The organism is Belliella filtrata, from assembly GCF_022549775.1.
GTDB lineage: Bacteria > Bacteroidota > Bacteroidia > Cytophagales > Cyclobacteriaceae > Belliella > Belliella filtrata.
The window spans coordinates 1-21,464 of the sequence record NZ_JAKZGP010000034.1; the positions used below are offsets into that span (position 1 = coordinate 1).

The following is a 21,464-nucleotide window of genomic DNA, read 5'->3' on the forward strand; positions in this document are numbered from 1 at the left end:
ATTGTTTTTAACCGCACTTTTTAGTGAATTAGCAATAAGAGATAAAAAAATGAAAGCATGTCACAAAAGCCTTTATTGTCCACAAAATGTCCAATCTATCCATTTTTTGCTTAGAAACTCTCTGCGTCTTTGCGTGCTGAATTTTAACCTCGATGATCTCAAAGGTTTCGCAGAGATTGAGAAGATGTTTGTTCTATTTTATGCTTTCAATAGGTTTAATAGATGATCAGCAATTTGAAATATAAGAGTGAAAGTAGATGGCATAAGCCTTTATTGTCCAAAAGAAATTCTAACCTTTCAACTATAAAATCTTACTAATAAGAGTCACAATCATTCTGAGCTGCAAACATCAATCTGATATCTGAAATTTAAGATCTAAAATCTAGAAGCTAATTCTTTAATCCAAAAGGAAGTTATTGAAGAAGGTGCTTTTGAAGCCTAACCAAAGAAGAAAGCATAACATAGCCCAAAAAAGATATACCCTATAGTAATCATTTGTCTCTTTGTAGCGTGATTCTATGATTTCAGCTTTTTCTAAAGTGTCTATTTCATCAAATATTCGTTCCAATGCATCATCATCTGAAGCTCTGTAAAATTTTCCACTACCGATTTTGGCAATTTCTCTTAAGGTGGTCTCATCCAAATAGCTTTCGATCATTTGGGGTCTCCCAAAGAAGTCTACACCATATGGAACCATACCATCTTTTCCTACGGCAATCGAATATATTTTGATATCAAATGCAGCAGCCAATTCAGCTGCAAATATTGGGTCCACATTACCTGCATTGTTTTCTCCATCAGACAAAAGGATCATAACTTTGGATTTGGACTCTGCTTCTCGCATTCGATTTGTTCCAGCGGCCAAAGCACTACCTATAGCTGTGCCTTTTGCATCCATCATGTTAAATGAAATGTCTTTGATAAGGTCTGTTAGAAGTGCATAGTCTGTTGTCAATGGGGCAAGTGAATAAGCCTCTCCAGAGAATATTACCATGCCAATCCTGTCTCCAAACCTTCCATTAATGAACTCTATAGCAGTTTCTTTTGCAGCTTCTAATCTATTTGGTCTGAAATCTTGAAGATCCATGGATTCTGAAATATCCAATACCATCATAATATCTATGCCTTCTGTATATTGTTCAACTCGCTCGTTGGATTTTTGAGGTCGAGCAATGGCTACTGCTACCATCCATGTGGCAAGGATGAAAAAGAGCGTTGGTACTAACCGTAAGTAAGTCCAAGGGTTGTTTTGAGATACTATTCCTGGAAGCGATAACTCTAGCACTGGGTTTTTAAGGATTTTTATAAACTTCCTTAAAAGCATCAGTATGGGTATAATCCACAACAAATGAAGCGCCCATAAATTTTCCCACTCGAAATTTTTGAACGTGTCGGGTAAGAACCAATAAATAGAAAAAAAATCAGATATATTATTTGCGTTCATCTTTATCGATAATTTTTTGTTGGTAGGTGTCGGCACAGATTTCTTTTAGGTTGTGTACAGCCTGACTGACATCGCTGGACTGCTTCCCGGCATAGATAATCATTTCGATCTCTCTGAAATCTTTGATGATTGCTTTGTTATCGAGGAAATTCGCGATTTCTACGGTAGTCCACTCTCTAAAAGGTTTGTTGTTGAGGTGTTCCATGTATGTTTTCCAGAGCCCCAATAGTTCGTCTGCGGAGTCCATATTTGGGTTGGATACAAATCTTACCTCAGCATTTTTCCATTTTTTTATAAACCTATTGTACTTTCTTTTTTCTCTGTAACTATTGAAAGCTTTGGTTATAGCTTTTCCGAATACAAAGAAAACAATGATGGACATTAAGACCAGAGCCAAGAGGATAGCTATAAGCAAAGGGAAATTAAAAGCTTTTGGAATCTCCTGATACACGTTATTATCTCTAAATGCCAACTGTTCAGGTAGAGGGTTAATTGTAAGCTGAAGGGCTAGTGAAGCTTCATTAGATTGATAAGTCGTACTGTCGTATTTCATTACATCATAGACAGGTACTGACAAGCTGGATTTAGATTCTAATGAGAAATTGGACACATAATAAACTGCACTGTCAAGGGTAAAATCACCTTTTGTTTGGCTCATGAATGTTTGCTTCTCAAGCAATACAAATGGGCTATAATCATAGAGTGAATCAGGGAAAATGATATTCATTCCCTTGCTGTATTTGGCTTTTAAAACGTAAGGGACTCTTTCTCCGATTTTAGCGGAGTCTTTCATAAAGTATCCTTGCACCTCTATATCTTGAGCCTTGCTCAATGTACAGATGGTGAAAAAGCCTAGGAAAGTGAAGAATAGGCGTAATTTATCCACGTTTCATGGTTTTATTTCGTGACTTAAACAATTCAATAAGCGGCATGACAATATCTGCACTTGTATCTACTTCTAAGTAATTGATTTGATTTTTTTTACAGATAGTCTTTAGGTGATCTCTTTCGGATGTAAATGTATCTGTGATTTTTTTGGAAAACTTCCCGAATGCTGTATTGACCCAAGTGGTGCGACCCTCTTCTTTATCATAAACTGGTATGATACCTAATGATGGCAAGAGAGATTCACGAGGATCTGTTAGTTGAATGGCCACGAGATCATGTCTTTCAGCTAAAGCTTTCAAAGGACGCTCATATCCTTCATCTATAAAATCTGAAATAATGATGATGATACTTCTTTTCTTAATCAAGTTCAAAGCAAACGTAAACATTTCGTTTAAGTTAGTTTTGAGCGATTTATTTTTATGATTAAATATTCCTTGAATGATTTTAACCCCTTGTTTTGGCCCCTTACCTGGCAAAATTATATTTTCTTTTTGATCTGAATATGAAATTAGACCAGCCTGACTTCCTTCAAAGATGGCCGCAAGGGTGAGAACCCCAGCTATTTCCTTTCCTTTATCTATCTTCTTTTTGCCAAGAGCACCAATATCTTGTGAACCACTGATGTCTAATAGGAAATACACACTTTGGTCTTTGTCCTCTTTGAAAGTCTTGACAAATGTGCCATGTCCCTTAGCTGAAACTTTCCATTCGATAGTCCGTACATCATCACCATATTGATATGGTCTCAAATCATCAAATTCCAGGCCTGCTCCTTTGAAAATAGATTGGTAATCTCCTTGAAGGTGATTGTTTGCCACCTTTCGGATCATGATTTCATACCTGCGGAGTTTTTTCAATAATTGATTCATGTATCTTGTTTTCGGATGTCTAATTTAAGGTAGTCTTTTGATAAATAAAATTTATATGCAGTTCTCTATTTATTCTATTAATTTTGAAACGTGAAAAAACTTAATTTACTTATATTATTTACCATTTTAATGTTATCATGCTCAAGAGATTCCAAGCCTGAAGGAGTTTTGGACCAAGCGAAAATGATAGCTGTCTTGATAGATATTCATCTTTCGGAGGGGTATGTAAGTACTCTTCCTATCAATTATGATTCCTCACGCACATTGTACCCGATGTTTGAGCATGATGTTTTTGAAAAACACAATGTAATCGATACTGTTTTCCATAAGAGTTTAGAGTATTACATTTCGAAACCCAAGTTAATTGATAAGATTTATGAAAGCATCATAGATTCGTTGAATGTGATAGAGAAGGAAGGCTTAATTAAAGAGACTGATGAATTACCCAATTAATTTAGAGGAAAAAATCAATTTTGACAAGATCAGAGAGCTGATCAAAGCAGAATGTAGCAGTTCGTTAGGGACAGATTTTGTTCAAAAGATGGCGTTTTCAAAGGATTTTTCTTTGATCACTCGCCTTCTAGATCAGACAGAGGAGTTTAGGAAGATAATACTTTCTGGAGAGGCATTTCCGTCCTCTAATTTCACCAATATTCACCCGTTCTTAGATAAGGCAAAGATAGAAGGGACTTTTCTCTATGAAGATGAATTCCATGAGGTTAAGCTATCACTCATTACATTGTCAGGGTGTGTATCATTTTTCAAGAAATATGGAGACGAATATCCTCAATTGACACAACTTCTTGGTTTGGTTCAATTAGAAGATCACTTGCTAAAAGCTATAGAAAGGGTGATCGATGAGAAGGGGAAGCTTAGAAATAATGCATCTAAAGACTTATCCTTAATTAGGTCGCAAATTCTCTATGAAGAGAATAGGTTAAGAAAAGTTCTTGATAGTATATTTAGAGATGCTCGGTCTAAAGGGTTTACACCTGACGATGCTTCTATCACTATCAGAGGAGGTCGAATGGTGATCCCTGTACTTGCTGAAAATAAAAGAAAAATCAAAGGCTTCATACATGATGAATCAGCCACAGGTCAGACGGTGTATCTAGAGCCAGCTGAAGTATTGGATATTAATAATGAACTTAAGGATCTCGCTTATATGGAGCGGCGAGAAATTCAGCGCATTTTGACCCAGCTGACTGATAATTTGAGGCAATATATTCCAGAGTTAAGAAAAGCATATCAATTTCTAGGATTGATAGATTTTATACGAGCAAAGGCAAAGTTTGCTTTGAAAACTGAGGCACAAAGGCCAATTTTAGAGAAAACCAAGGTTCTTGAATGGCACAATGCAAAGCATCCATTGCTACAGTTTGCTTTGGCACAGCAAGGAAAGCAGGTAGTGCCTCTACAGGTAATGTTAGATCACAATAGAAGACTACTCATCATTTCTGGGCCAAATGCGGGTGGTAAATCCGTGACCTTGAAAACTGTAGCCATGTTGCAGTATATGCTGCAATGTGGTTTATTGATCCCTTTGGATTCGCATTCAAAATGCACAGTATTTGACAATTTTTTTATTGATATTGGTGATGAGCAGAACATCGAGAATGATTTGAGTACTTATAGTTCTCACTTGATGAGTATGAAGTATTTTACTCAATTTGCGAATAAAAAGACAATTCTATTTATAGATGAATTTGGGACGGGGACGGAGCCGCAGTTTGGTGCAGCGATAGCGGAAGGGATACTTTTGACATTGAATAAAACTGGTGCTTACGGTGTGATCACCACGCATTATGGTAACTTAAAAGAAATAGCCACAAAAAATCAAGGCTTGGTAAATGGTGCTATGCGCTATGACGTGGAAATGCTTGAACCACTTTATCAATTGGAGATAGGAAAGCCTGGGAGTTCATTTGCGCTTGAAATAGCTTCCAAGATTGGGATTTCCAAAGAAATCATTGATTATGCAAAGGAAAATATAGGCGAGGAGCGTGTGCGATATGATCGCATGCTGACAAAGATTGAGAATGAAAAAGTCAAATATGAGCAGCTTGTCAATGAATATGCAAGAAAAGAACGCTTGCTTTCTCAACAGCTGAAAACTTATAATGAGCTCAAAGAAAACCTCGAAAACAATAAAAAACAATATATACAAGAAGCAAAAGCTGAAGCAAAAGCATTGCTCGATGAGGTTAATAGAAAGATTGAAGTGACGATCAAATCGATCAAAGAGCAAAAGGCAGATAAAGAAGCAACCAAGAAGCTGAGGGCTGATTTGGAGACATTCAAAGTAAAAGTGAAGCCTGAAAAGGCCCTGCCAAAGTCACCAGAGATAAAAGTTATAGAAGGGGAGATCGCTGTGGGTGACTTTGTGAGGTTAAAGGATAATGGAGCCGTTGCCGAGGTGCTAGCGATGAAGAATAAGGATGTAGAAATCAGCATAGGAGACTTGAAGTCTAATGTGAAGCTGAAGCGCCTAGAGAAGATTTCAACTTCTGAAATGAAAAAGGAAAAGAAATCTCTGGCAAGACGATCAGGCTTTGATGCGAATGCAAAAATGCTGGATTACTCCCCCAACTTAGATATTCGCGGTAAGAGAGGTGAGGAGATTTTACCTTTAGTTCAAAATTTTGTAGATGATGGGCATATGCTAGGTATGAAGGATTTGAGGATCGTTCATGGCAAAGGCGACGGTATTCTAAAAGATATCACTCGAAATATATTGAAACAGATGACTCAAGTGAAAAAAGTATCGGACGAGCATGCAGATAGAGGTGGAGCTGGAGTTACTTTAGTAGAGTTAAAAGCTTAAAAAAAGCCCTAAAAGAGTAATATGAAGCCCTCAAAATAGTCAGACTTTTTGAGGGCTTTTTTATTTGGGGTAATAGATTATGCTTTTCTTTTCAATGTGAATCTATAACTTCCTGCAATTGCTGCATTGGGAATAGGGATTTTTTCGATTGATCCAGAGGAGGGTGGAACTATGCTGAACTCTAGAATCAAATCACTACCTGTTCTGGTAAATGAAATCTCGGGGCCAGCAGCTGGTTTATTTCCAGCCAGTATGATTTTTGTCAAATCATTTGATACAAAGCTCCAGCTGCCTGAATTGTCAAAAATGTCACCACCACTTGTAGTGGTGTATGTCCTGCTGCTCTGATTTGCTGCAAATGTGATTTCAAAGTTTTGATATGTATTGGTGACAGCAATATTATTTCTTGTAACTTGTCCTCCACCCTCCACGACCCAAGTCGTGGGTGATGTCCCTGTAAGTGCTTCTGTGGCTAATTGTTCTGGTGTTTTTTGTGGCTGTGGATCGTCTCCCTTTTTACATCCAAAAAATGCTAAAGACAATAACATTAAAAATAATGAGTAGTACCTTAATGAGTTTTTCATACGCTGCTTAGGGTTTTAGTATTGTAAATTTAGCAATATGATCTAAAAATCAAAGCTTTACTTTTTCTTGTGATCTTCAATTCGGATTTGATTTGTGCAAAATTCAAATTCTTTTGGCTCATTAGAACAAACCAAGATTGTTCTTCTTGAGCCATATTGCATAACCATTTCATTATACCATACTATACCCCTTTTATCTAAGTTTGAAGTAGGTTCATCTAGCATGAGTATAGATACATCAGAGAAAAAGCAAAGTCCTAGTTTTAGTCTTTGTTTCATTCCTGAAGAAAATTGACTTATAGGCTTATGCTGGTGTTCTTTAAGATAAAGAATATCCAACATATTCGAGATACTAATTGATTCGATTGGCTTTTTGAATTTGAAATGAAATTTTAGCAATTCAATCAAGGTGAATTCCTCTGGGAGCTCTAGGTAAGGGGCCGAGATCACCAAGTGGTCGAAAATTTGATCAGAATCTATTTCTCCAAGATTTGAAAAATACTTGATATTACCCTCTGAAAGTGGCGTAATACCTGCTATGGCTTTTATCAAAGTGGACTTTCCAGAGCCATTACTCCCTGTGATAGCCCACTTTGATCCTGCTGGAATAGTAAGTTGAATGTTATTGAATATCCATTCATATTGAAACCTCTTAGAGGCACCTTCCAGCTCAATTTTTATCATTTTTATTGAATGTATCCTTTCATCACTCCACGTTCAGAGGAGCGAATGAAGTTGACGATTTCATCTCTTTCTTTTGTGGCAGGAAGATTAACTTCGATTTCTTCGAGTGCTCTGCTGTTGTTTAAGCTATTCAAAAACAAAAACCTATAAACATCTTGAATATGACTAATTGTTTCACTTGAGAACCCTCTTCTTCTTAATCCTAAACTGTTGACACCAGCATAACTCAAAGGCTCTCTTGCAGCTTTGGTGTATGGCGGTACATCTTTTCTTACAAGTGAGCCACCAGAGATCATGGAATGTGTCCCAACTTTGACAAATTGATGAATGGCACTGCTTCCTCCGACAATGGCCCAGTCGTCTATAATCACATGACCTGCAACTTGTACAGCATTAGCTATGATGACGTTGTTTCCTACTATACAGTCGTGAGCAATGTGCACATAAGCCATAAGCAAACAATTGCTGCCAACTTTAGTAGTTAACTTATCTAGTGTGCCTCTGCTAATAGTTACGCACTCCCTGATAGTAGTATTGTCTCCAACCTCCACAAGGGTTCTTTCACCTTGGAACTTTAGGTCTTGAGGTATTCCAGCTATTACAGCACCAGGGAAAATTTTGCAATTTTTTCCAATTCTAGCGCCGGGATATATGGTGACATTGGATCCAATCCAAGTCCCTTCACCTATTATGACATCATCATGAATCATGGTGAATGGATCTACATGAACGTTTGATCCCAAAATTGCATTTTCGTGTATATGAGAAAGTTTATTGATCATGATTCTTTTCTAACAATACTTGCAGTCATAACGGCCTCACATACCAATGTGTTGCCTACATATGCTTCACCTTTCATTTTGGCAATACCCCTCCTGATAGGGGCAAGAAGTTCGCATTTGAAGATGAGTGTATCTCCAGGCATGACCATTTTTCTAAATTTACAATTCTCTATACCTAAGAAATAGGTCCAATAATTCTCTGGATCTTCAACTGTACTTAATACCAAAATACCACCAGTTTGTGCCATTGCTTCCACTTGAAGCACTCCAGGCATTACTGGGTTGCCGGGGAAGTGCCCCATGAAAAAAGGCTCATTCATTGTTACATTTTTTACTCCAGCCACAACGGTGTCATCCAGATAAATCACCTTATCAAGCAATTGAAAAGGATACCTATGAGGTAATATGTTGCTGATCTGAGCAATGTCCATCACAGGAGGTAGCTTCGGATCATAATGTGGAATATGGCTCGGTCCAGCTTTTTCCATCGCTCGCTTGATTTTCTTCGCAAAAGCCACATTGGCAGCGTGTCCTGGTCTTGCAGCTAAAATCTGACCTTTGAGTGGTCTACCTACTAATGCGAGATCTCCCACTACATCTAACAGCTTGTGTCTAGCAGGCTCATTCTTATACCTTAGATCTACATTGTTTAGAATGCCTTCTTTTCTTACTTCAACTTTCTCTTTGTTGAACATTTTCGCCAAGTGGGCTAGTTCTTTTTCTTCAACAACACGGTCAACTACAACTATCGCATTGTTTAAATCACCGCCTTTGATTAAGTTCTGGTTGTAAAGCATCTCTAGCTCGTGAAGAAAACAGAAGGTTCTACATGATGCAATTTCTGACTTGAACTGACTGATGTCTGTAATAGAGGCATGTTGCGAGCCTAAAACAGGTGAGTTGTAATCTACCATTACTGTAACTCTGTAGTCGTCCAAAGGCAAAGCTGCCATCTCTACTTCCCTGGAAGCATCTCTGTAGCTGATACTTTCTGGGATTTCAAAAAATCTTCTCAGCGCATTCTGCTCCTCTATGCCTGCACTTTCCAGTGCATCGATAAATTGTATAGAAGAACCATCCAAGATTGGAGGCTCTGGACCATCTAATTGAATAAGTACATTGTCAATCTCCAGACCTACTAAAGCGGCCAATACGTGCTCTACTGTAAAAACCCTCGCACCACTTTGCTCTAGTGTAGTGCCTCTAGATACATCCACTACATTGTCTACGTCAGCATCTATGATTGGTAATCCTTCAATATCAATCCTTTGGAATTTGTATCCGTGATTTGGAGGAGCAGGCAAAAAAGTCATGTTTGAAATCACCCCTGTGTGAAGTCCCACACCAGAAACTGTGACTTGTTTTTTTATTGTATGTTGTTTTACCCTCATAGGTATTAAATCCTGTGTTTGATTATCGTGCGTAAATTTATTGTTTTTTTTCCAGTTCTCTCAATCGATCCTGAAGTATGGGTAGATTCTTGAAAATTGCGTAAGCTTTTAAAAAGCCTTTTAAATCCATACCCATGTACCCAAAGAGTGTTTGATTCGGTTTTTCAACTGATTTTGAAATACCAGTATTAGCACCTATTGTTGTGTAATCGGCTATTTTTAAATGTCCTATTATACCTGCTTTTCCAGCGATCACGCAGTTTTTTCCAATCTCAGTTGAGCCCGAAACTCCAGCTTGGGATGCGATGACTGTATTTTCACCGATAGTTACATTGTGCGCAATCTGTACCAGATTGTCTATTTTCACACCTTTTTTAATCAATGTAGATCCCATGGTGGCACAATCTATTGTGGTATTAGAACCTATACTTACGAAATCTTCTATGATTACATTCCCCACTTGAGGAATAGCTTTGTAAGTTCCGTCTGTCTGCGGAGCAAATCCAAATCCATCTGACCCTACTACAGTGTTCGGGTGGATTTCACAATAAGAACCTATAATAGTGTCAGAGATTATTTTGACCCCTGGATGTATGATGCAGTTGTCACCAATTTTTACATTATCTCCTATATATACATGAGGGAATATCTTACAATGATTTCCAATGATGCAGTTTTTGCCCACATAAGAAAATGCTCCAAGGTAATGACCTTCGCCAATATGGCTGGATTGGTCAAAGAAAGATGGTGTCTCAATACCCGATTTATTGGATTTTGTAAATTGGGAATAGGCTTCGAGAATCTGAGTGAACCCTGTATAGGCATCTTCTACTCTTATCAAGGTAGTTTTGATATCCTTTTTTGGCTGAAAGTTTTTTGAAACAATTACCGCAGACGCTTTGGTATGGTATATGAAGTTTTCATATTTCTCATTTGAAAGAAAGCTGATACCACCAGGCATTCCTTCTTGAATCTTATCTAATCTATTTACGGTAGCTGATCCATTTCCTTCAACTTTACCATTGAGAAGTGCAGCTACCTGTTCGACGGTAAATTCCATTTTCTGAGTATTTGGCTACAAAGTTAAATTTTTAGCACGACAAGCATAGTGTTTTTTAACGATTTTGCTCATCGCTTTGATATTTGGTAAGTCAGCAGCTTGTGCTACGTCAATGATTTCCCCTTTCTTGGTAAGGATATGAATGCGTTCTTTGGCAACATAAGCATTGTTGCTAATGGAGCCGCAGGAAAAGAAATATTTCATATCCTCATCTGGGACGCCCAATTTATTTTGTGTTTTATTCCAAAGGTCTTGAAGTTCTTCTTGAGAGAATTCTTCACTATTCAAATTAATTTTGAATAAGTTTCTCTGTAAAAACATACTCGAGATATTTCTTAATACATAATCTGAATCTTTTTTCCAGAGTTTGATTCCTCCCCAGATGTCGTAGTCGTCTAACTCTAGGAAGGTTTGAATTAAGTCTTTCGAGTTTTTGAAATCCTCCAAAGTAAAATCATTACCTAAAAAGTGCATGAATTCGTCCGTGCCCTTGATACTTTGTCCACTCTGTACTAAATCTTTGGCTCTGCTAATGAGGTTGATGAGCATTTTCTCTGCAGATACGGTGGTTTTGTGAAGGTAAACTTGCCAATACATCAGTCTTCTTGCACTTAGGAAGTTCTCTATGCTGTACAGCCCTTTTTCCTCGACTACCAGTTGATCATTCTTGATAGCCATCATTTTTATGATTCTATCAGCACCTATTGTACCTTCTGATACACCTGTAAAAAAACAATCCCTTTGCAAATAATCAAGCCTATCTATGTCAAGTTGGCTTGAAACAAGCTGATGGAAGAATTTTCTATCATATTGATTCTTAAAAATTCTTAAAGCAAGGTCCAGTTGGCCATGTAATTGCTGATTAAGTTCATCGATCACCAGAAGTGAAAGAGATTCATGATGAATGTTTTTCAGCAAAGAGAACTCTAAAGCATGCGAAAAAGGACCATGCCCAATATCATGTAGTAATATAGCAATCAATGCAGCTTCATACTCTTCATCACTTATTTCATTACCTTTATTCCTTAGATTGTCCAGGGTGATGCTCATCAAATGCATTGCGCCTATAGCGTGATGGAATCTGGTATGTAAAGCACCAGGGTAAACAAAGTCTGTCAAACCCAATTGTTTGATTCGACGTAACCTTTGGAAGTATGGGTGATCAATGATAGTAAAAATCAATTCACTCGGTATGGTGATAAATCCATACACTGGGTCATTTAATATTTTGCGGCTTTTCAATGTCTCGGACATTTGATTTGTTTCAAAAGTAAATATAATTTTAAACGATATAAACGGAATCCTATGCAAAAGTACAAAATCCTTTGGGCGGATGATGAAATAGACCTTCTCAAACCTCATATATTATTTCTACAGCAAAAAAACTATGATATCAGTACTGTCAATAGTGGTTTGGATGCTATCGAACTGGTAGAGCAAAACAACTACGACGTAATCTTTCTAGATGAAATGATGCCTGGTATGACAGGACTGGAGACATTACAGCAGATCAAGCTGATCAAACCTCAAATACCTGTAGTAATGATTACCAAAAGTGAAGAGGAGCATATCATGGATGATGCCATAGGTGGGAAAATTGCGGATTACTTGATCAAACCTATCAATCCTAATCAGATTCTACTTTCTGTTAAAAAAATCCTTCAAAATAAGCAGTTGATTTCAGAGAAAACAAATCTTTCCTACAGGCAGGATTTTATGAATATCAGTATGGCTTGTAGTGATGCCTCAACACATCAAGAATGGACTGATATTTACAAAAAGCTAACGTATTGGGAGCTAGAAATTGATAAAACTGAGAATAAAAGTATGCATGAAGTCCTTGAGACTCAAAAAGTAGAGGCTAATGCAGCTTTTGCCAAGTTCATTAAAAATAACTATTTAGATTGGCTTAATGACTCGAAATCAGATCGTCCAGTGCTTTCTCACCATTTGATGAAGGAAAAAGTGTTTCCACATCTCAAGGAAGGAAAGCCATTATTCTTTGTAGTAATAGATAACCTCAGATTGGATCAATGGGAGGACTTAGAGCCTTTGGTACATGAGTATTTTAATACCAAAGAAGATGAGACTTATTACAGTATTTTACCTACGACTACAGCTTTTGCAAGAAATGCCCTGTTTAGTGGTATGATGCCAGCTGATATGGCTAGATTTCATCCAGACCTTTGGGAAGGAGAAGATACGGATGAGGGTAAAAATAATAAGGAAGAAGAATTTCTTGCTGAAAACCTTCACAAAAACAGGTTGAACATAAGGTACAGCTACAACAAAGTGATACAAGCATATCAGGGAAGAAATCTTGTGGATCAGTTTCATTCACTTCTGAACAATGATCTCAATGTAGTCGTGTTCAACTTTGTAGATATGATGTCTCATGCACGTACAGATATGAAAATGATCAGAGAACTAGCCCCAGATGAATCTGCTTACCGTTCTTTGACGAAAAGTTGGTTTGAGCATTCTAGTCTCTTTGACCTTTTCAAAAAAATAAGTGCAGCAGGGGCTGAACTCATTGTAACTACTGACCATGGTACAAAAAGGGTTAATAAACCCTACAAGATTATAGGTGATAAGAATGTGACTACAAACTTAAGATATAAACAAGGTAAGAATTTGAATTTTGAGAGCGGGAAGGTTTTTGAGATTAGTAGGCCTGAAGATGCCAAGTTGCCAAGATTTAATGTGTCTACAAGTTATGTTTTTGCCGTAGAAGATTATTTCTTTGCATATCCAAACAATTACAATTATTATGTAAACTTTTACAAGGACACTTTCCAACATGGAGGAGTTTCTTTGGAAGAGATAATAATTCCAGTAGTTCATTTATTACCAAAGAATAATTGATAAATTGAGAAAAATCTATTGTGAGCGTATTGAGCATCTAGATGCTGTGGCAAAAGAACTCGTAGAAAGCTGCGAGGATGAGCTTATCTGGGTGTTTAGGGGCCAAATGGGGGCTGGTAAGACTACACTAATAAAGGCAATTGCAAAGCAATTTGGAATTACCGAAGTAGTTACTAGTCCTACTTTCTCTATTGTAAACGAATACGTGAATGAAGATAGGGAGAAGTTTTTTCATTTTGACTTCTATAGAATCGATGATCAGGAGGAAGTATTAGAGATTGGAGTAGAGGAATACTTCTACAGTGGTAGTAGATGCTGGATAGAATGGGCGGAAAAAATCCCAGACTATATTCCAGAGTCTTTCATTTTGATTAATTTAGAAGTTGACAAGAGCGAGGTAAGGGAAATTAGCATTTCAAAAATTATTAATGGAGTACAGTATGGTTGATGTTACTGAGGCTGTTGAGATTCTTCCAAAGGAAGCTTCCGCAAAGTTGAAACCAAAGAAAGAAGAGTTGTTGATAGGAGTACCTAAGGAAATGGATGCTCAAGAGAAACGTGTTCTTTTGACTCCTGAAGCAGTACGACTACTAGTGGCTAATGGAATCAATGTAGTTGTAGAGCAAGGAGCTGGAGATAACTCAAAGTTTACAGATAAAGACTATGCTGATGCAGGAGCAAAAGTAGTACTGACAGCCAAAGAAGCATTGGAAGTAGATGTAGTACTTAAAGTAGAGCCACCTACTTTGGAAGAAATTGCACATATGCAATCTGGGAGCTGTCTAATTTCAGCACTTCAGATAGGGCGTCAATCGGCTCAGTATATACATGCACTTAATGCAAAAAAAATCACAGCGGTGTCTTTTGAGCACTTAGAGGATAAAGTTGGAGGCATGCCAGTAGTACGTGCGATGAGTGAGATAGCTGGCTCCACTGTTATGCTGATAGCCTCAGAGTATTTGTCCAGTGTCAATGATGGTAAAGGATTGATTTTGGGAGGAGTGACTGGAGTGCCACCTACACAAGTTGTGATTATTGGTGCAGGAACTGTAGCCGAATATGCGGCAAGGACTGCACTTGGTCTTGGTGCCAATATAAAAGTATTTGATAATCAAATATATAAGCTAAGAAGGATTAAGCAGCTTCTTGGTCAGCAAGTGTTTACATCAACCATAGATAACGTAACTTTGGCGCAAGCACTCAAAGAGGCAGATGTGGTGATAGGTGCACTTAGAGCAGAAAAAGGGAAGAATAAAATTGTCGTAACTGAAGAGATGGTGGCGGCAATGATGCCTGGAAGTATCATTATAGATGTAAGTATAGACCAAGGGGGCTGTATAGAAACTGCCGAAATGACTTCTCATGATCAGCCTACTTATAAAAAGCATGAAATAATTCACTATTGTGTACCGAATATTGCCTCACGTGTATCGAGAACAGCCTCAGTAGCATTGAGTAATATATTTACACCTATTGTTCTTCAAATGTCAGACTTAAAAGGTGCTGAAGAGATGATTTTTAATTACAAATGGTTTATGAAAGGAGTATACACCTATAGAGGTAGCTTGACAAACGCTCATCTGGCAAGGCGATTTGCCATGAGCCATAAGGAGCTCCAATTACTATTAGCGGCTAGATATTAAGAAAGTAGGTTTTGTCTCAATAGAAATTCAAGTTGATCATTTGCTTTAAGGAGATCTTCGGTAAGTTTTTTATTTTCACGCCTTAGAGAGAGTACTTCAAAAGCATTATTGATTACAGTCTTTAGATAGTCTTCTTCCCATGGTTTGGTAAGGTAGTGGTAAACTTGACCTTTGTTGATGGCGTCGATTACTGCCTGTATGTCAGTATAACCAGTCAAGAGAATTCTAATGGGATCAGGATATAGCGGGATAATTGACGCCAAGAAATCTACACCAGTTTCTTCTGGCATTCTTTGATCTGTGATAATTATATCTACTTCTTGAGTTTTCAACAATTCCCTTGCTTCAGGAGCAGAAATTGCTATCGCTACTTTGTAGTCACGTCTGAAAGTAGCTTTAAAAGCTTGTAGGTTATTTTCTTCATCATCTACATACAAAATCCGAATTTTATCTTCTCTTCGATCAGGCATTTAATTGTATATTATGGGTGTAATTTCGCTTTTTATACCTAGGAAAAATTCTTTTGTTTGTTGAATCTTTTTAGAATCAATTAAAATCATTATTTTTCATGGCAGTTATTACCAAATATCTAAAATAAATTTCATTTGAAGGAACATTTTTCGGCTTTTTAATATGAAAGTAAATACAAAAATATAACTTTACCAGTATCAATCACCCTTGATATATTTCAATGCTCACTCAGAAAAAATTAGATTTGGAACGTTTAGAAGACGTTTTGATTTTAGAATGCTATGAAAAAAAGGATTTGGCGATAGCTGAAGAATTAAAATCCAAGGATTTTATTGCTGTTTATGATGAGTTGGACAGTCAAGTTAGTGAACTCATTAAATTAAGAAATCCGGCTAAGAAATACACAAAAGAGGAACTAAGTAAAGCTGTAGAATTATTTTTTGAGGAGAAAGAAAGGACTTCATATGGTGTTTGGGTTTACTATCCTTGGAAAAAGGCTATGGTTAGGCTGTTACCAGAGGAAGATTTTGTAGCTGTGCGTACAGTGCGCAACAAATACAAGATTACTCAAGAAGAGCAAGATGAGCTTTCAACAAAAATAATAGGGATAATTGGACTTTCAGTAGGTCAAAGTGTAGCTATTAGCCTTGCTATGGAACGCTTGTTTGGTGAGTTGAGAATAGCGGATTTTGATACATTGGAGCTTGGTAATATGAATAGATTGAGGACAAGTGTTCTCCATCTTGGTCTGCCTAAAGTGATATTAGTGAAAAGAGAAATAGCCGAGATTGATCCTTTTTTGAAAGTGACAGTATTTCCAAATGGGATTACGGATAAAAACATGGAGGCATTCTTCACAGATGGAGGGCAGTTGGATTTACTTATAGAGGAGTGTGATAGTCTACCAATCAAGATCAAGTCGAGGCTTTTTGCAAAATCTCATGGGATTCCAGTGATTATGGATACGAGCGATAGAGGGATGGTAGACATCGAAAGGTTTGATGTCGATAAAAACCGACCAGTTTTTCATGGTTTATTAGAGCAGTTTGGAAATGAAGAGGATTTGGTGGCTAAAGCACAAACATATTATGTAGAAATGTTGATGTCCATTTTGGATTTTTCAAAAATATCAGCGAAGGGAAAAGCAAGTCTTGCAGAGATGGGTAAGACGATTTCGAATTGGCCACAATTGGGGACATCTGTAATCATGGGGGGGGCAATGTGTGCTCACTATGCTAGGAAAATACTTTTGAATGAAGTAGTGACGTCGGGACGAAATTATATTGATTTAGATCATTTCTTTGCCACTGAAAATGAAAGTTAAGATTAGAGTAGTAAGGGCTGTTTCAGCCCCAGAAGATACAGAAAAATATATAGAGGGACATTTTAAAGTACTTGAGTCTTATGGAGTCACCAAAGTTACATCAGCAGATAGGTCTTGGGTGCACAACCCAAATGTGTATTTACTTCTGGTAGAGTCAGAAGATGGTAAGCGCATATTGGGAGGTGGAAGAGTACAGTTGAGAAGTGAGGGATTTCCATTGCCTTTGGAAGGTGCTATTTTGGAAAAGGATGAAAGAATTGTACCTTACATGAGCAAGTTTGAAGATTTGAAGGTTGCTGAGTATTGTGGTCTCTGGAATTCCAAAGAGGTGTCTGGATATGGAATTGGAAGTATTTATTTGATTCGAATAGGTGTAGCACTTACTTCCTTTTTGAACTTGAAATGTTTGATGGCTTTCTGCTCTCCTTTTACAGTAGCAAATTCTCAAGCTGTAGGGCTAAGGATTATTGAAGAACTTGGGGATAATGGCACTTTTCTTTACCCAAAAGAAGGTCTTATAGCGACTATTATGGAAGTAGAGGATGTTGAAAAACTCGAAAGAGCTTTGCCAGAAGAGAAGTCTTTTATTTCAGACTTGAGAAGTAACCCTAAACAAATAAAAATCCTTCAAAGTAAAATGGGAGAGATGGAAGTTGAATTTGACTTGAATTTGTCAGCCTTATGATGAATTTGCCAACCATAAGAGAGCCGTTGATTATTGGTCTAGTTATTACGCTATTCGTTTTTTTACCAATTTATGGGTTTCTCAACCTCAATGAAGATCAATTCGTGTATGAGGTACAAACTTTTGATGTTTTTGAAGATGGAGAGTTTGAGATTCTTCAATACACACAGGTTACTCCGTCTGGGGTCTTAGATCTTGGTGTTGCTAATGAAGCTTACGTTGGGTTTGATATTGCAAACTTCAAAACACTTTCCGGCGACAATTCTGCCGTAGTCGTAGAGGTTAAAAATCCTACCTTCAGAGAAGTTGTTTCCTACCAAAAAGATGAAAGTGGTATGCTAGTGGAATTGAATAAGTCAGGAACCAATTGGGGAAAGACTGATTTGTTCGCAAGTCCCAACCCACTGATTTTCTTAGGAGATGATACAGGTGTAGAAAAAATTTACTTATCCATCCTTAGCAATGAGCCCATAGTGTTTGAAGTTTCGGTGGTTTCAGAGGATGGTTTTCATGCAATGTATTATAAAAAAGCACTGATAGTCAATGTGTATATTGGGATCATGTTTGCACTTTTTTTGTATAATTTTATTCTATACTTTCTGATAAAAGACCGTACATATTTTTATTACTGTTTTTACATCTTATTTATTGCACTTGCGCAAACTTCCTTGATGGGATATTCATACTATTACTTTTTAGGGATGAATGTAAAGTTGTATGAAGTTAGTATTATAGGTTTTTCAGCAATATCTGGTGTGGCTGGAATCTCTTTTATGAGGCTTTTCTTGAAGACCAAATATTACACGCCTATTTTAGATAAGTTTTTGCAGTTGAATATAGTAGTTTATCTTGCTGCTTTTGTTTTTAGACTTCTTGGGAGTTTGTCAATCAGCTATACACTAACGGACATTTCTGGGTTAATGGTGATCCTGCTATTTGGTTTTACAGCTACTAAAATAGCACGTATAGGCTATAGGCCAGCAGCTTACTTTATCATAGGATGGTTGTTTTTTTTTATAGGATTATTGATTTTTATATTACAGTCCAATGGTTTTATCAATGTGACGATGGTAGCTAATTTTCCAATGCTTTTAGGTACAGCCATGGAAGCAATTTTGCTTTCTTTGGCACTTGCTGATAAGATCAATGTGCTCAAAAAGGAGAAAGAGGAAGAGCAAATGGAAAGGCTTCGCATGCTGAAAGAAAATGAGAAATTGATTTTGGATCAAAATGAATCTCTAGAAGCAAAGGTTAGAGCAAGGACTGAAGAATTAGAAAATACTTTAGTGAATTTGCAAAATACCCAGACACAATTGGTGAATCAAGAAAAAATGGCTTCCCTCGGGCAGTTGACAGCTGGCATAGCGCATGAAATAAATAATCCAATTAACTTTGTGAGTTCTAATATTTCTCCATTGAAGCGTGATATCAAAGACTTGTTGGAGGTAGTTCAGAGCTACAGAGATCATGGGGCAGCGCAATTTAGTGAGGCTACTAAAAAAGAACTCAATGAACTTGAAGAAGATATAGAGCTTGACTATGTTTTGCAAGAAATTGATCAGCTACTAAGAGGGATGGAAGATGGAGCAAAAAGAACAGTGGAGATTGTAAAAGGCCTTAGGTTGTTCTCCAGAGTTGATGAGCAAGATGTCAAAAAGGTAGATATTCATGATGGTATCAATAGCACTTTGGTATTGCTAAATAGCTCAATGTCTGGCAAAATTAAGATCATAAAAGAATATGGTGAGATTCCAATGGTAGAATGTTTGGCAGGAAAGATCAATCAGGTGTTTATGAACATCATTACCAATGCAATTCACGCACTTCAAGATCACATGCCGTCAAATCCAGACCCAGAGATAAAAATCATTACTAGTAATCATTATGATTACATAAGTATTGAGATCAAAGATAATGGGCCAGGTATGCCAGAATCCGTTAAACAACGGATTTTTGAGCCGTTTTTTACAACAAAAGCCGTAGGGAAAGGAACTGGCCTCGGATTATCAATAGTGTATACCATTATAGAAAATCATGGTGGTACGCTAGAAGTAGAAACACTAGAAGGTCAGGGGACAAGTTTTATTATAACTTTGCCTATCTATCAAAATACCATTCAAAATGAGTAACAAGATACGCGTACTTTACATCGATGATGAGGACAATAACCTCAATTCATTCAAAGCTAGTTTAAGAAAAGACTTTCATGTAATCACAGCCTTGAATGCTGAGGAGGGGCTTGCTATCGCAGAGAAAGAAGAGCTACATGTGGTAATTGCTGATCAGCGAATGCCAGGATTGACTGGCGTGGAGTTTTTTGAAAAGTTGATGTTGATCAACCCTGATCCAGTGAGGATTTTACTCACAGGATATTCTGATATTGCCAGTGTAATAGACGCTATCAACAAGGGGGAAGTCTATAGATTTATCGACAAACCTTGGAATATAGAGCAAATTAAAAATGCCATCAAAAATGCTTCTGAAATTTACTTTACTAAAAAGGAGCTAAAGGATAAAAATGAGAGGCTTCATAAGGTTCATTCTGAAATGAATCAATTTGTATACAGTCTCTCACATGAATTGAGAGGGCCTTTGATGAGTATATCAGGTGTGTCCAAGCTTGCAAAAATGGAGTGCAAAGATCCCAGCATCTTGGAGTATTTCGACATGATTGATTCAGCTACCTTGAGGTTGGATGATTTTATATACAAAATGCTGGATTTCTACAGGTCTACAAAAATTGAAAATAAAGTGAGCCTAATCGATTTCGAAGAAATCGTTCAGCAACAATTGGAGGCATATAAAGATAAGTGGAGGCTGGAAGATGTTAAGTTGATCGTTGATATTGATCAAAAAGAGGAGTTTTATTCTGATGAGGCAAAGATCAGAGTGATTTTAAACAATCTTTTTAGCAATGCCTACAAATTTCAAAAAGTAGATGCTGGAGAAAAGGTGATCAATTTACAAGTGACTGTTGAAAACGGCAAAGCACTTATTACAATTGAGGATAATGGTATTGGGATAGATCAGAAGTATCATACAGAAGTCTATAACCTTTTTCATAGAGCCACTCAAAGAAATGTGGGTTCAGGACTTGGGCTATATATGGTCAAAGAGTCAGTAATACAGATGGGTGGGAAAATTGAATTGGCTTCACAACTTGATAAAGGTACTGTTTTTACTATTACACTTCCTTCCCTTAAGGTTTTGAAGGCAAGATAGAAACTTGATTTTGATGTAAATCACTTAATCAAATGTTGAGGTTTAGTCCATTTTGATCAAAAAAAATGAGAAAATACCCATGTTTTACTTTGATTAGAAGGTGAATAGGAGGTAAATTGCGCCCCATTTGAAAAATATAAGAACAAAAAGCTTTTAGATATGATCAATCCATGGCACGATGTGCAAATCGGTAAAGATGCTCCAGAATATGTTATGGGAGTAATAGAAATCCCTAAAGGAAGCAAAGGGAAGTATGAACTTGATAAAAAAACAGGTATGCTGATATTAGACAGGGTATTGTTTTCTGCAGTTCATTACCCAGCCAATTATGGTTTTATACCGCAAACTTTTTGTGAAGATCATGATCCATTGGATATCTTGATCATTTCTCAAATCGATATTCCTTCAATGACTCTTGTGAAGGCGAAAGTGATAGGAGTGATGAGAATGGTAGACGGTGGTGAAGCTGATGATAAAATCATCGCAGTCGCCGCTGATGATCAGTCTGTAAACTACATCGAAGATATTGATGAATTGCCTCCTCACTTGATGAAAGAGGTTCATAGGTTTTTTGAAGACTACAAGAAGTTGGAGAACAAAGAAGTCAAAGTAGAAGACTTTTTGGGTAAAGAAGAAGCTTTCAGAATCGTAAAAGAGAGTGTAGAACTTTACGATAAGAATTTTAGAACACAAAGATAAATACAAGACCTGAATTCTGTAGGATTCAG

Annotated in this window: 21 protein-coding genes; 11 read left to right on the forward strand and 10 right to left on the reverse strand. The window is 37.1% G+C overall.

What is annotated here, in order from left to right; all coding sequences use genetic code 11:
- The coding region (locus tag MM239_RS12915) for a hypothetical protein (RefSeq protein WP_241348665.1) at positions 1 to 226 on the forward strand (226 nt) is incomplete at its 5' end.
- 171 nt (positions 227 to 397) lie between these two features.
- Here the strand turns inward: MM239_RS12915 and MM239_RS12920 are convergent.
- From MM239_RS12920 to MM239_RS12930, 3 genes are read right to left on the reverse strand one after another with little or no spacing between them, the layout of a single operon-like run.
- Positions 398 to 1,444: a vWA domain-containing protein gene (locus MM239_RS12920; RefSeq protein WP_241348666.1), complete on the reverse strand. Its 1,047-nt coding sequence runs from the start codon at positions 1,442 to 1,444 to the stop codon at positions 398 to 400.
- Positions 1,431 to 2,330 carry a hypothetical protein gene (locus MM239_RS12925; RefSeq protein ID WP_241348667.1) on the reverse strand — a complete coding sequence of 300 codons (900 nt, stop codon included), beginning with the start codon at positions 2,328 to 2,330 and terminating at the stop codon, positions 1,431 to 1,433. The genes MM239_RS12920 and MM239_RS12925 overlap by 14 nt, the downstream gene beginning before the upstream one ends.
- Positions 2,323 to 3,201 carry a DUF58 domain-containing protein gene (locus MM239_RS12930; protein WP_241348668.1) on the reverse strand — a complete coding sequence of 293 codons (879 nt, stop codon included), beginning with the start codon at positions 3,199 to 3,201 and terminating at the stop codon, positions 2,323 to 2,325. The genes MM239_RS12925 and MM239_RS12930 overlap by 8 nt, the downstream gene beginning before the upstream one ends.
- A gap of 168 nt (positions 3,202 to 3,369) precedes the next feature.
- Between MM239_RS12930 and MM239_RS12935 the strand changes: the two genes are divergently transcribed.
- Both MM239_RS12935 and MM239_RS12940 read left to right on the forward strand, forming a co-directional pair.
- Entirely contained in the window at positions 3,370 to 3,654 is a 285-nt protein-coding gene (locus MM239_RS12935) for a DUF4296 domain-containing protein (RefSeq protein WP_241348669.1), read from the forward strand.
- On the forward strand, positions 3,638 to 6,025 hold the full coding sequence (locus tag MM239_RS12940; protein WP_241348670.1) for an endonuclease MutS2: 2,388 nt from the start codon (positions 3,638 to 3,640) through the stop codon (positions 6,023 to 6,025). The genes MM239_RS12935 and MM239_RS12940 overlap by 17 nt, the downstream gene beginning before the upstream one ends.
- A gap of 77 nt (positions 6,026 to 6,102) precedes the next feature.
- Here MM239_RS12940 and MM239_RS12945 read toward each other — a convergent pair whose 3' ends face one another.
- The 6 genes from MM239_RS12945 to MM239_RS12970 are packed head-to-tail and all read right to left on the reverse strand — an operon-like array spanning position 6,103 to position 11,780.
- Positions 6,103 to 6,609 carry a hypothetical protein gene (locus tag MM239_RS12945; protein WP_241348671.1) on the reverse strand — a complete coding sequence of 169 codons (507 nt, stop codon included), beginning with the start codon at positions 6,607 to 6,609 and terminating at the stop codon, positions 6,103 to 6,105.
- Between the two features lie 57 nt (positions 6,610 to 6,666).
- Positions 6,667 to 7,293 (reverse strand): ABC transporter ATP-binding protein, encoded by a 627-nt coding sequence (locus MM239_RS12950; protein ID WP_241348672.1) that lies wholly within the window; start codon positions 7,291 to 7,293, stop codon positions 6,667 to 6,669.
- A gap of 2 nt (positions 7,294 to 7,295) precedes the next feature.
- Entirely contained in the window at positions 7,296 to 8,075 is a 780-nt protein-coding gene (gene lpxA / locus MM239_RS12955) for an acyl-ACP--UDP-N-acetylglucosamine O-acyltransferase (RefSeq protein WP_241348673.1), read from the reverse strand.
- Positions 8,072 to 9,466 (reverse strand): bifunctional UDP-3-O-[3-hydroxymyristoyl] N-acetylglucosamine deacetylase/3-hydroxyacyl-ACP dehydratase, encoded by a 1,395-nt coding sequence (locus MM239_RS12960; protein ID WP_241348674.1) that lies wholly within the window; start codon positions 9,464 to 9,466, stop codon positions 8,072 to 8,074. Before MM239_RS12960 ends, lpxA begins: the two co-directional genes overlap by 4 nt.
- Positions 9,467 to 9,503: 37 nt before the next feature.
- Positions 9,504 to 10,526, reverse strand: a complete 1,023-nt coding sequence (gene lpxD, locus MM239_RS12965) for a UDP-3-O-(3-hydroxymyristoyl)glucosamine N-acyltransferase (protein WP_241348675.1) — start codon at positions 10,524 to 10,526, stop codon at positions 9,504 to 9,506.
- Between the two features lie 15 nt (positions 10,527 to 10,541).
- A complete protein-coding gene (locus tag MM239_RS12970; protein ID WP_241348676.1) occupies positions 10,542 to 11,780 on the reverse strand; it encodes an HD domain-containing protein in 1,239 nt (412 codons plus the stop codon).
- Positions 11,781 to 11,831: 51 nt separating this feature from the next.
- On the opposite strand from MM239_RS12970, the gene porX reads away from it, so the two are divergent.
- Genes porX through MM239_RS12985 form a run of 3 tightly spaced genes read left to right on the forward strand, consistent with a single transcriptional unit; the run spans position 11,832 to position 15,034 of the window.
- Positions 11,832 to 13,391, forward strand: a complete 1,560-nt coding sequence (porX, locus tag MM239_RS12975) for a T9SS response regulator signal transducer PorX (RefSeq protein WP_241348677.1) — start codon at positions 11,832 to 11,834, stop codon at positions 13,389 to 13,391.
- A 4-nt stretch (positions 13,392 to 13,395) separates the two neighbouring features.
- Positions 13,396 to 13,839, forward strand: a complete 444-nt coding sequence (gene tsaE, locus MM239_RS12980) for a tRNA (adenosine(37)-N6)-threonylcarbamoyltransferase complex ATPase subunit type 1 TsaE (RefSeq protein ID WP_241348678.1) — start codon at positions 13,396 to 13,398, stop codon at positions 13,837 to 13,839.
- Positions 13,832 to 15,034 (forward strand): alanine dehydrogenase, encoded by a 1,203-nt coding sequence (locus tag MM239_RS12985; RefSeq protein ID WP_394801506.1) that lies wholly within the window; start codon positions 13,832 to 13,834, stop codon positions 15,032 to 15,034. Before tsaE ends, MM239_RS12985 begins: the two co-directional genes overlap by 8 nt.
- Here MM239_RS12985 and MM239_RS12990 read toward each other — a convergent pair.
- Positions 15,031 to 15,504 (reverse strand): response regulator, encoded by a 474-nt coding sequence (locus tag MM239_RS12990; protein ID WP_241348680.1) that lies wholly within the window; start codon positions 15,502 to 15,504, stop codon positions 15,031 to 15,033. The genes MM239_RS12985 and MM239_RS12990 overlap by 4 nt on opposite strands.
- Positions 15,505 to 15,749: 245 nt before the next feature.
- On the opposite strand from MM239_RS12990, the gene MM239_RS12995 reads away from it, so the two are divergent.
- From MM239_RS12995 to MM239_RS13015, 5 genes are all read left to right on the forward strand, one after another.
- Positions 15,750 to 16,829, forward strand: a complete 1,080-nt coding sequence (locus MM239_RS12995; protein ID WP_241348681.1) for a ThiF family adenylyltransferase — start codon at positions 15,750 to 15,752, stop codon at positions 16,827 to 16,829.
- Positions 16,819 to 17,514, forward strand: a complete 696-nt coding sequence (locus MM239_RS13000; protein ID WP_241348682.1) for a hypothetical protein — start codon at positions 16,819 to 16,821, stop codon at positions 17,512 to 17,514. The genes MM239_RS12995 and MM239_RS13000 overlap by 11 nt, the downstream gene beginning before the upstream one ends.
- A complete protein-coding gene (locus MM239_RS13005; RefSeq protein ID WP_241348683.1) occupies positions 17,511 to 19,643 on the forward strand; it encodes a 7TM diverse intracellular signaling domain-containing protein in 2,133 nt (710 codons plus the stop codon). Before MM239_RS13000 ends, MM239_RS13005 begins: the two co-directional genes overlap by 4 nt.
- Positions 19,636 to 20,736: a hybrid sensor histidine kinase/response regulator gene (locus MM239_RS13010; protein WP_241348684.1), complete on the forward strand. Its 1,101-nt coding sequence runs from the start codon at positions 19,636 to 19,638 to the stop codon at positions 20,734 to 20,736. Before MM239_RS13005 ends, MM239_RS13010 begins: the two co-directional genes overlap by 8 nt.
- 159 nt (positions 20,737 to 20,895) lie before the next feature.
- Positions 20,896 to 21,435, forward strand: a complete 540-nt coding sequence (locus MM239_RS13015; protein ID WP_241348685.1) for an inorganic diphosphatase — start codon at positions 20,896 to 20,898, stop codon at positions 21,433 to 21,435.
- Positions 21,436 to 21,464: the final 29 nt, after the last annotated feature.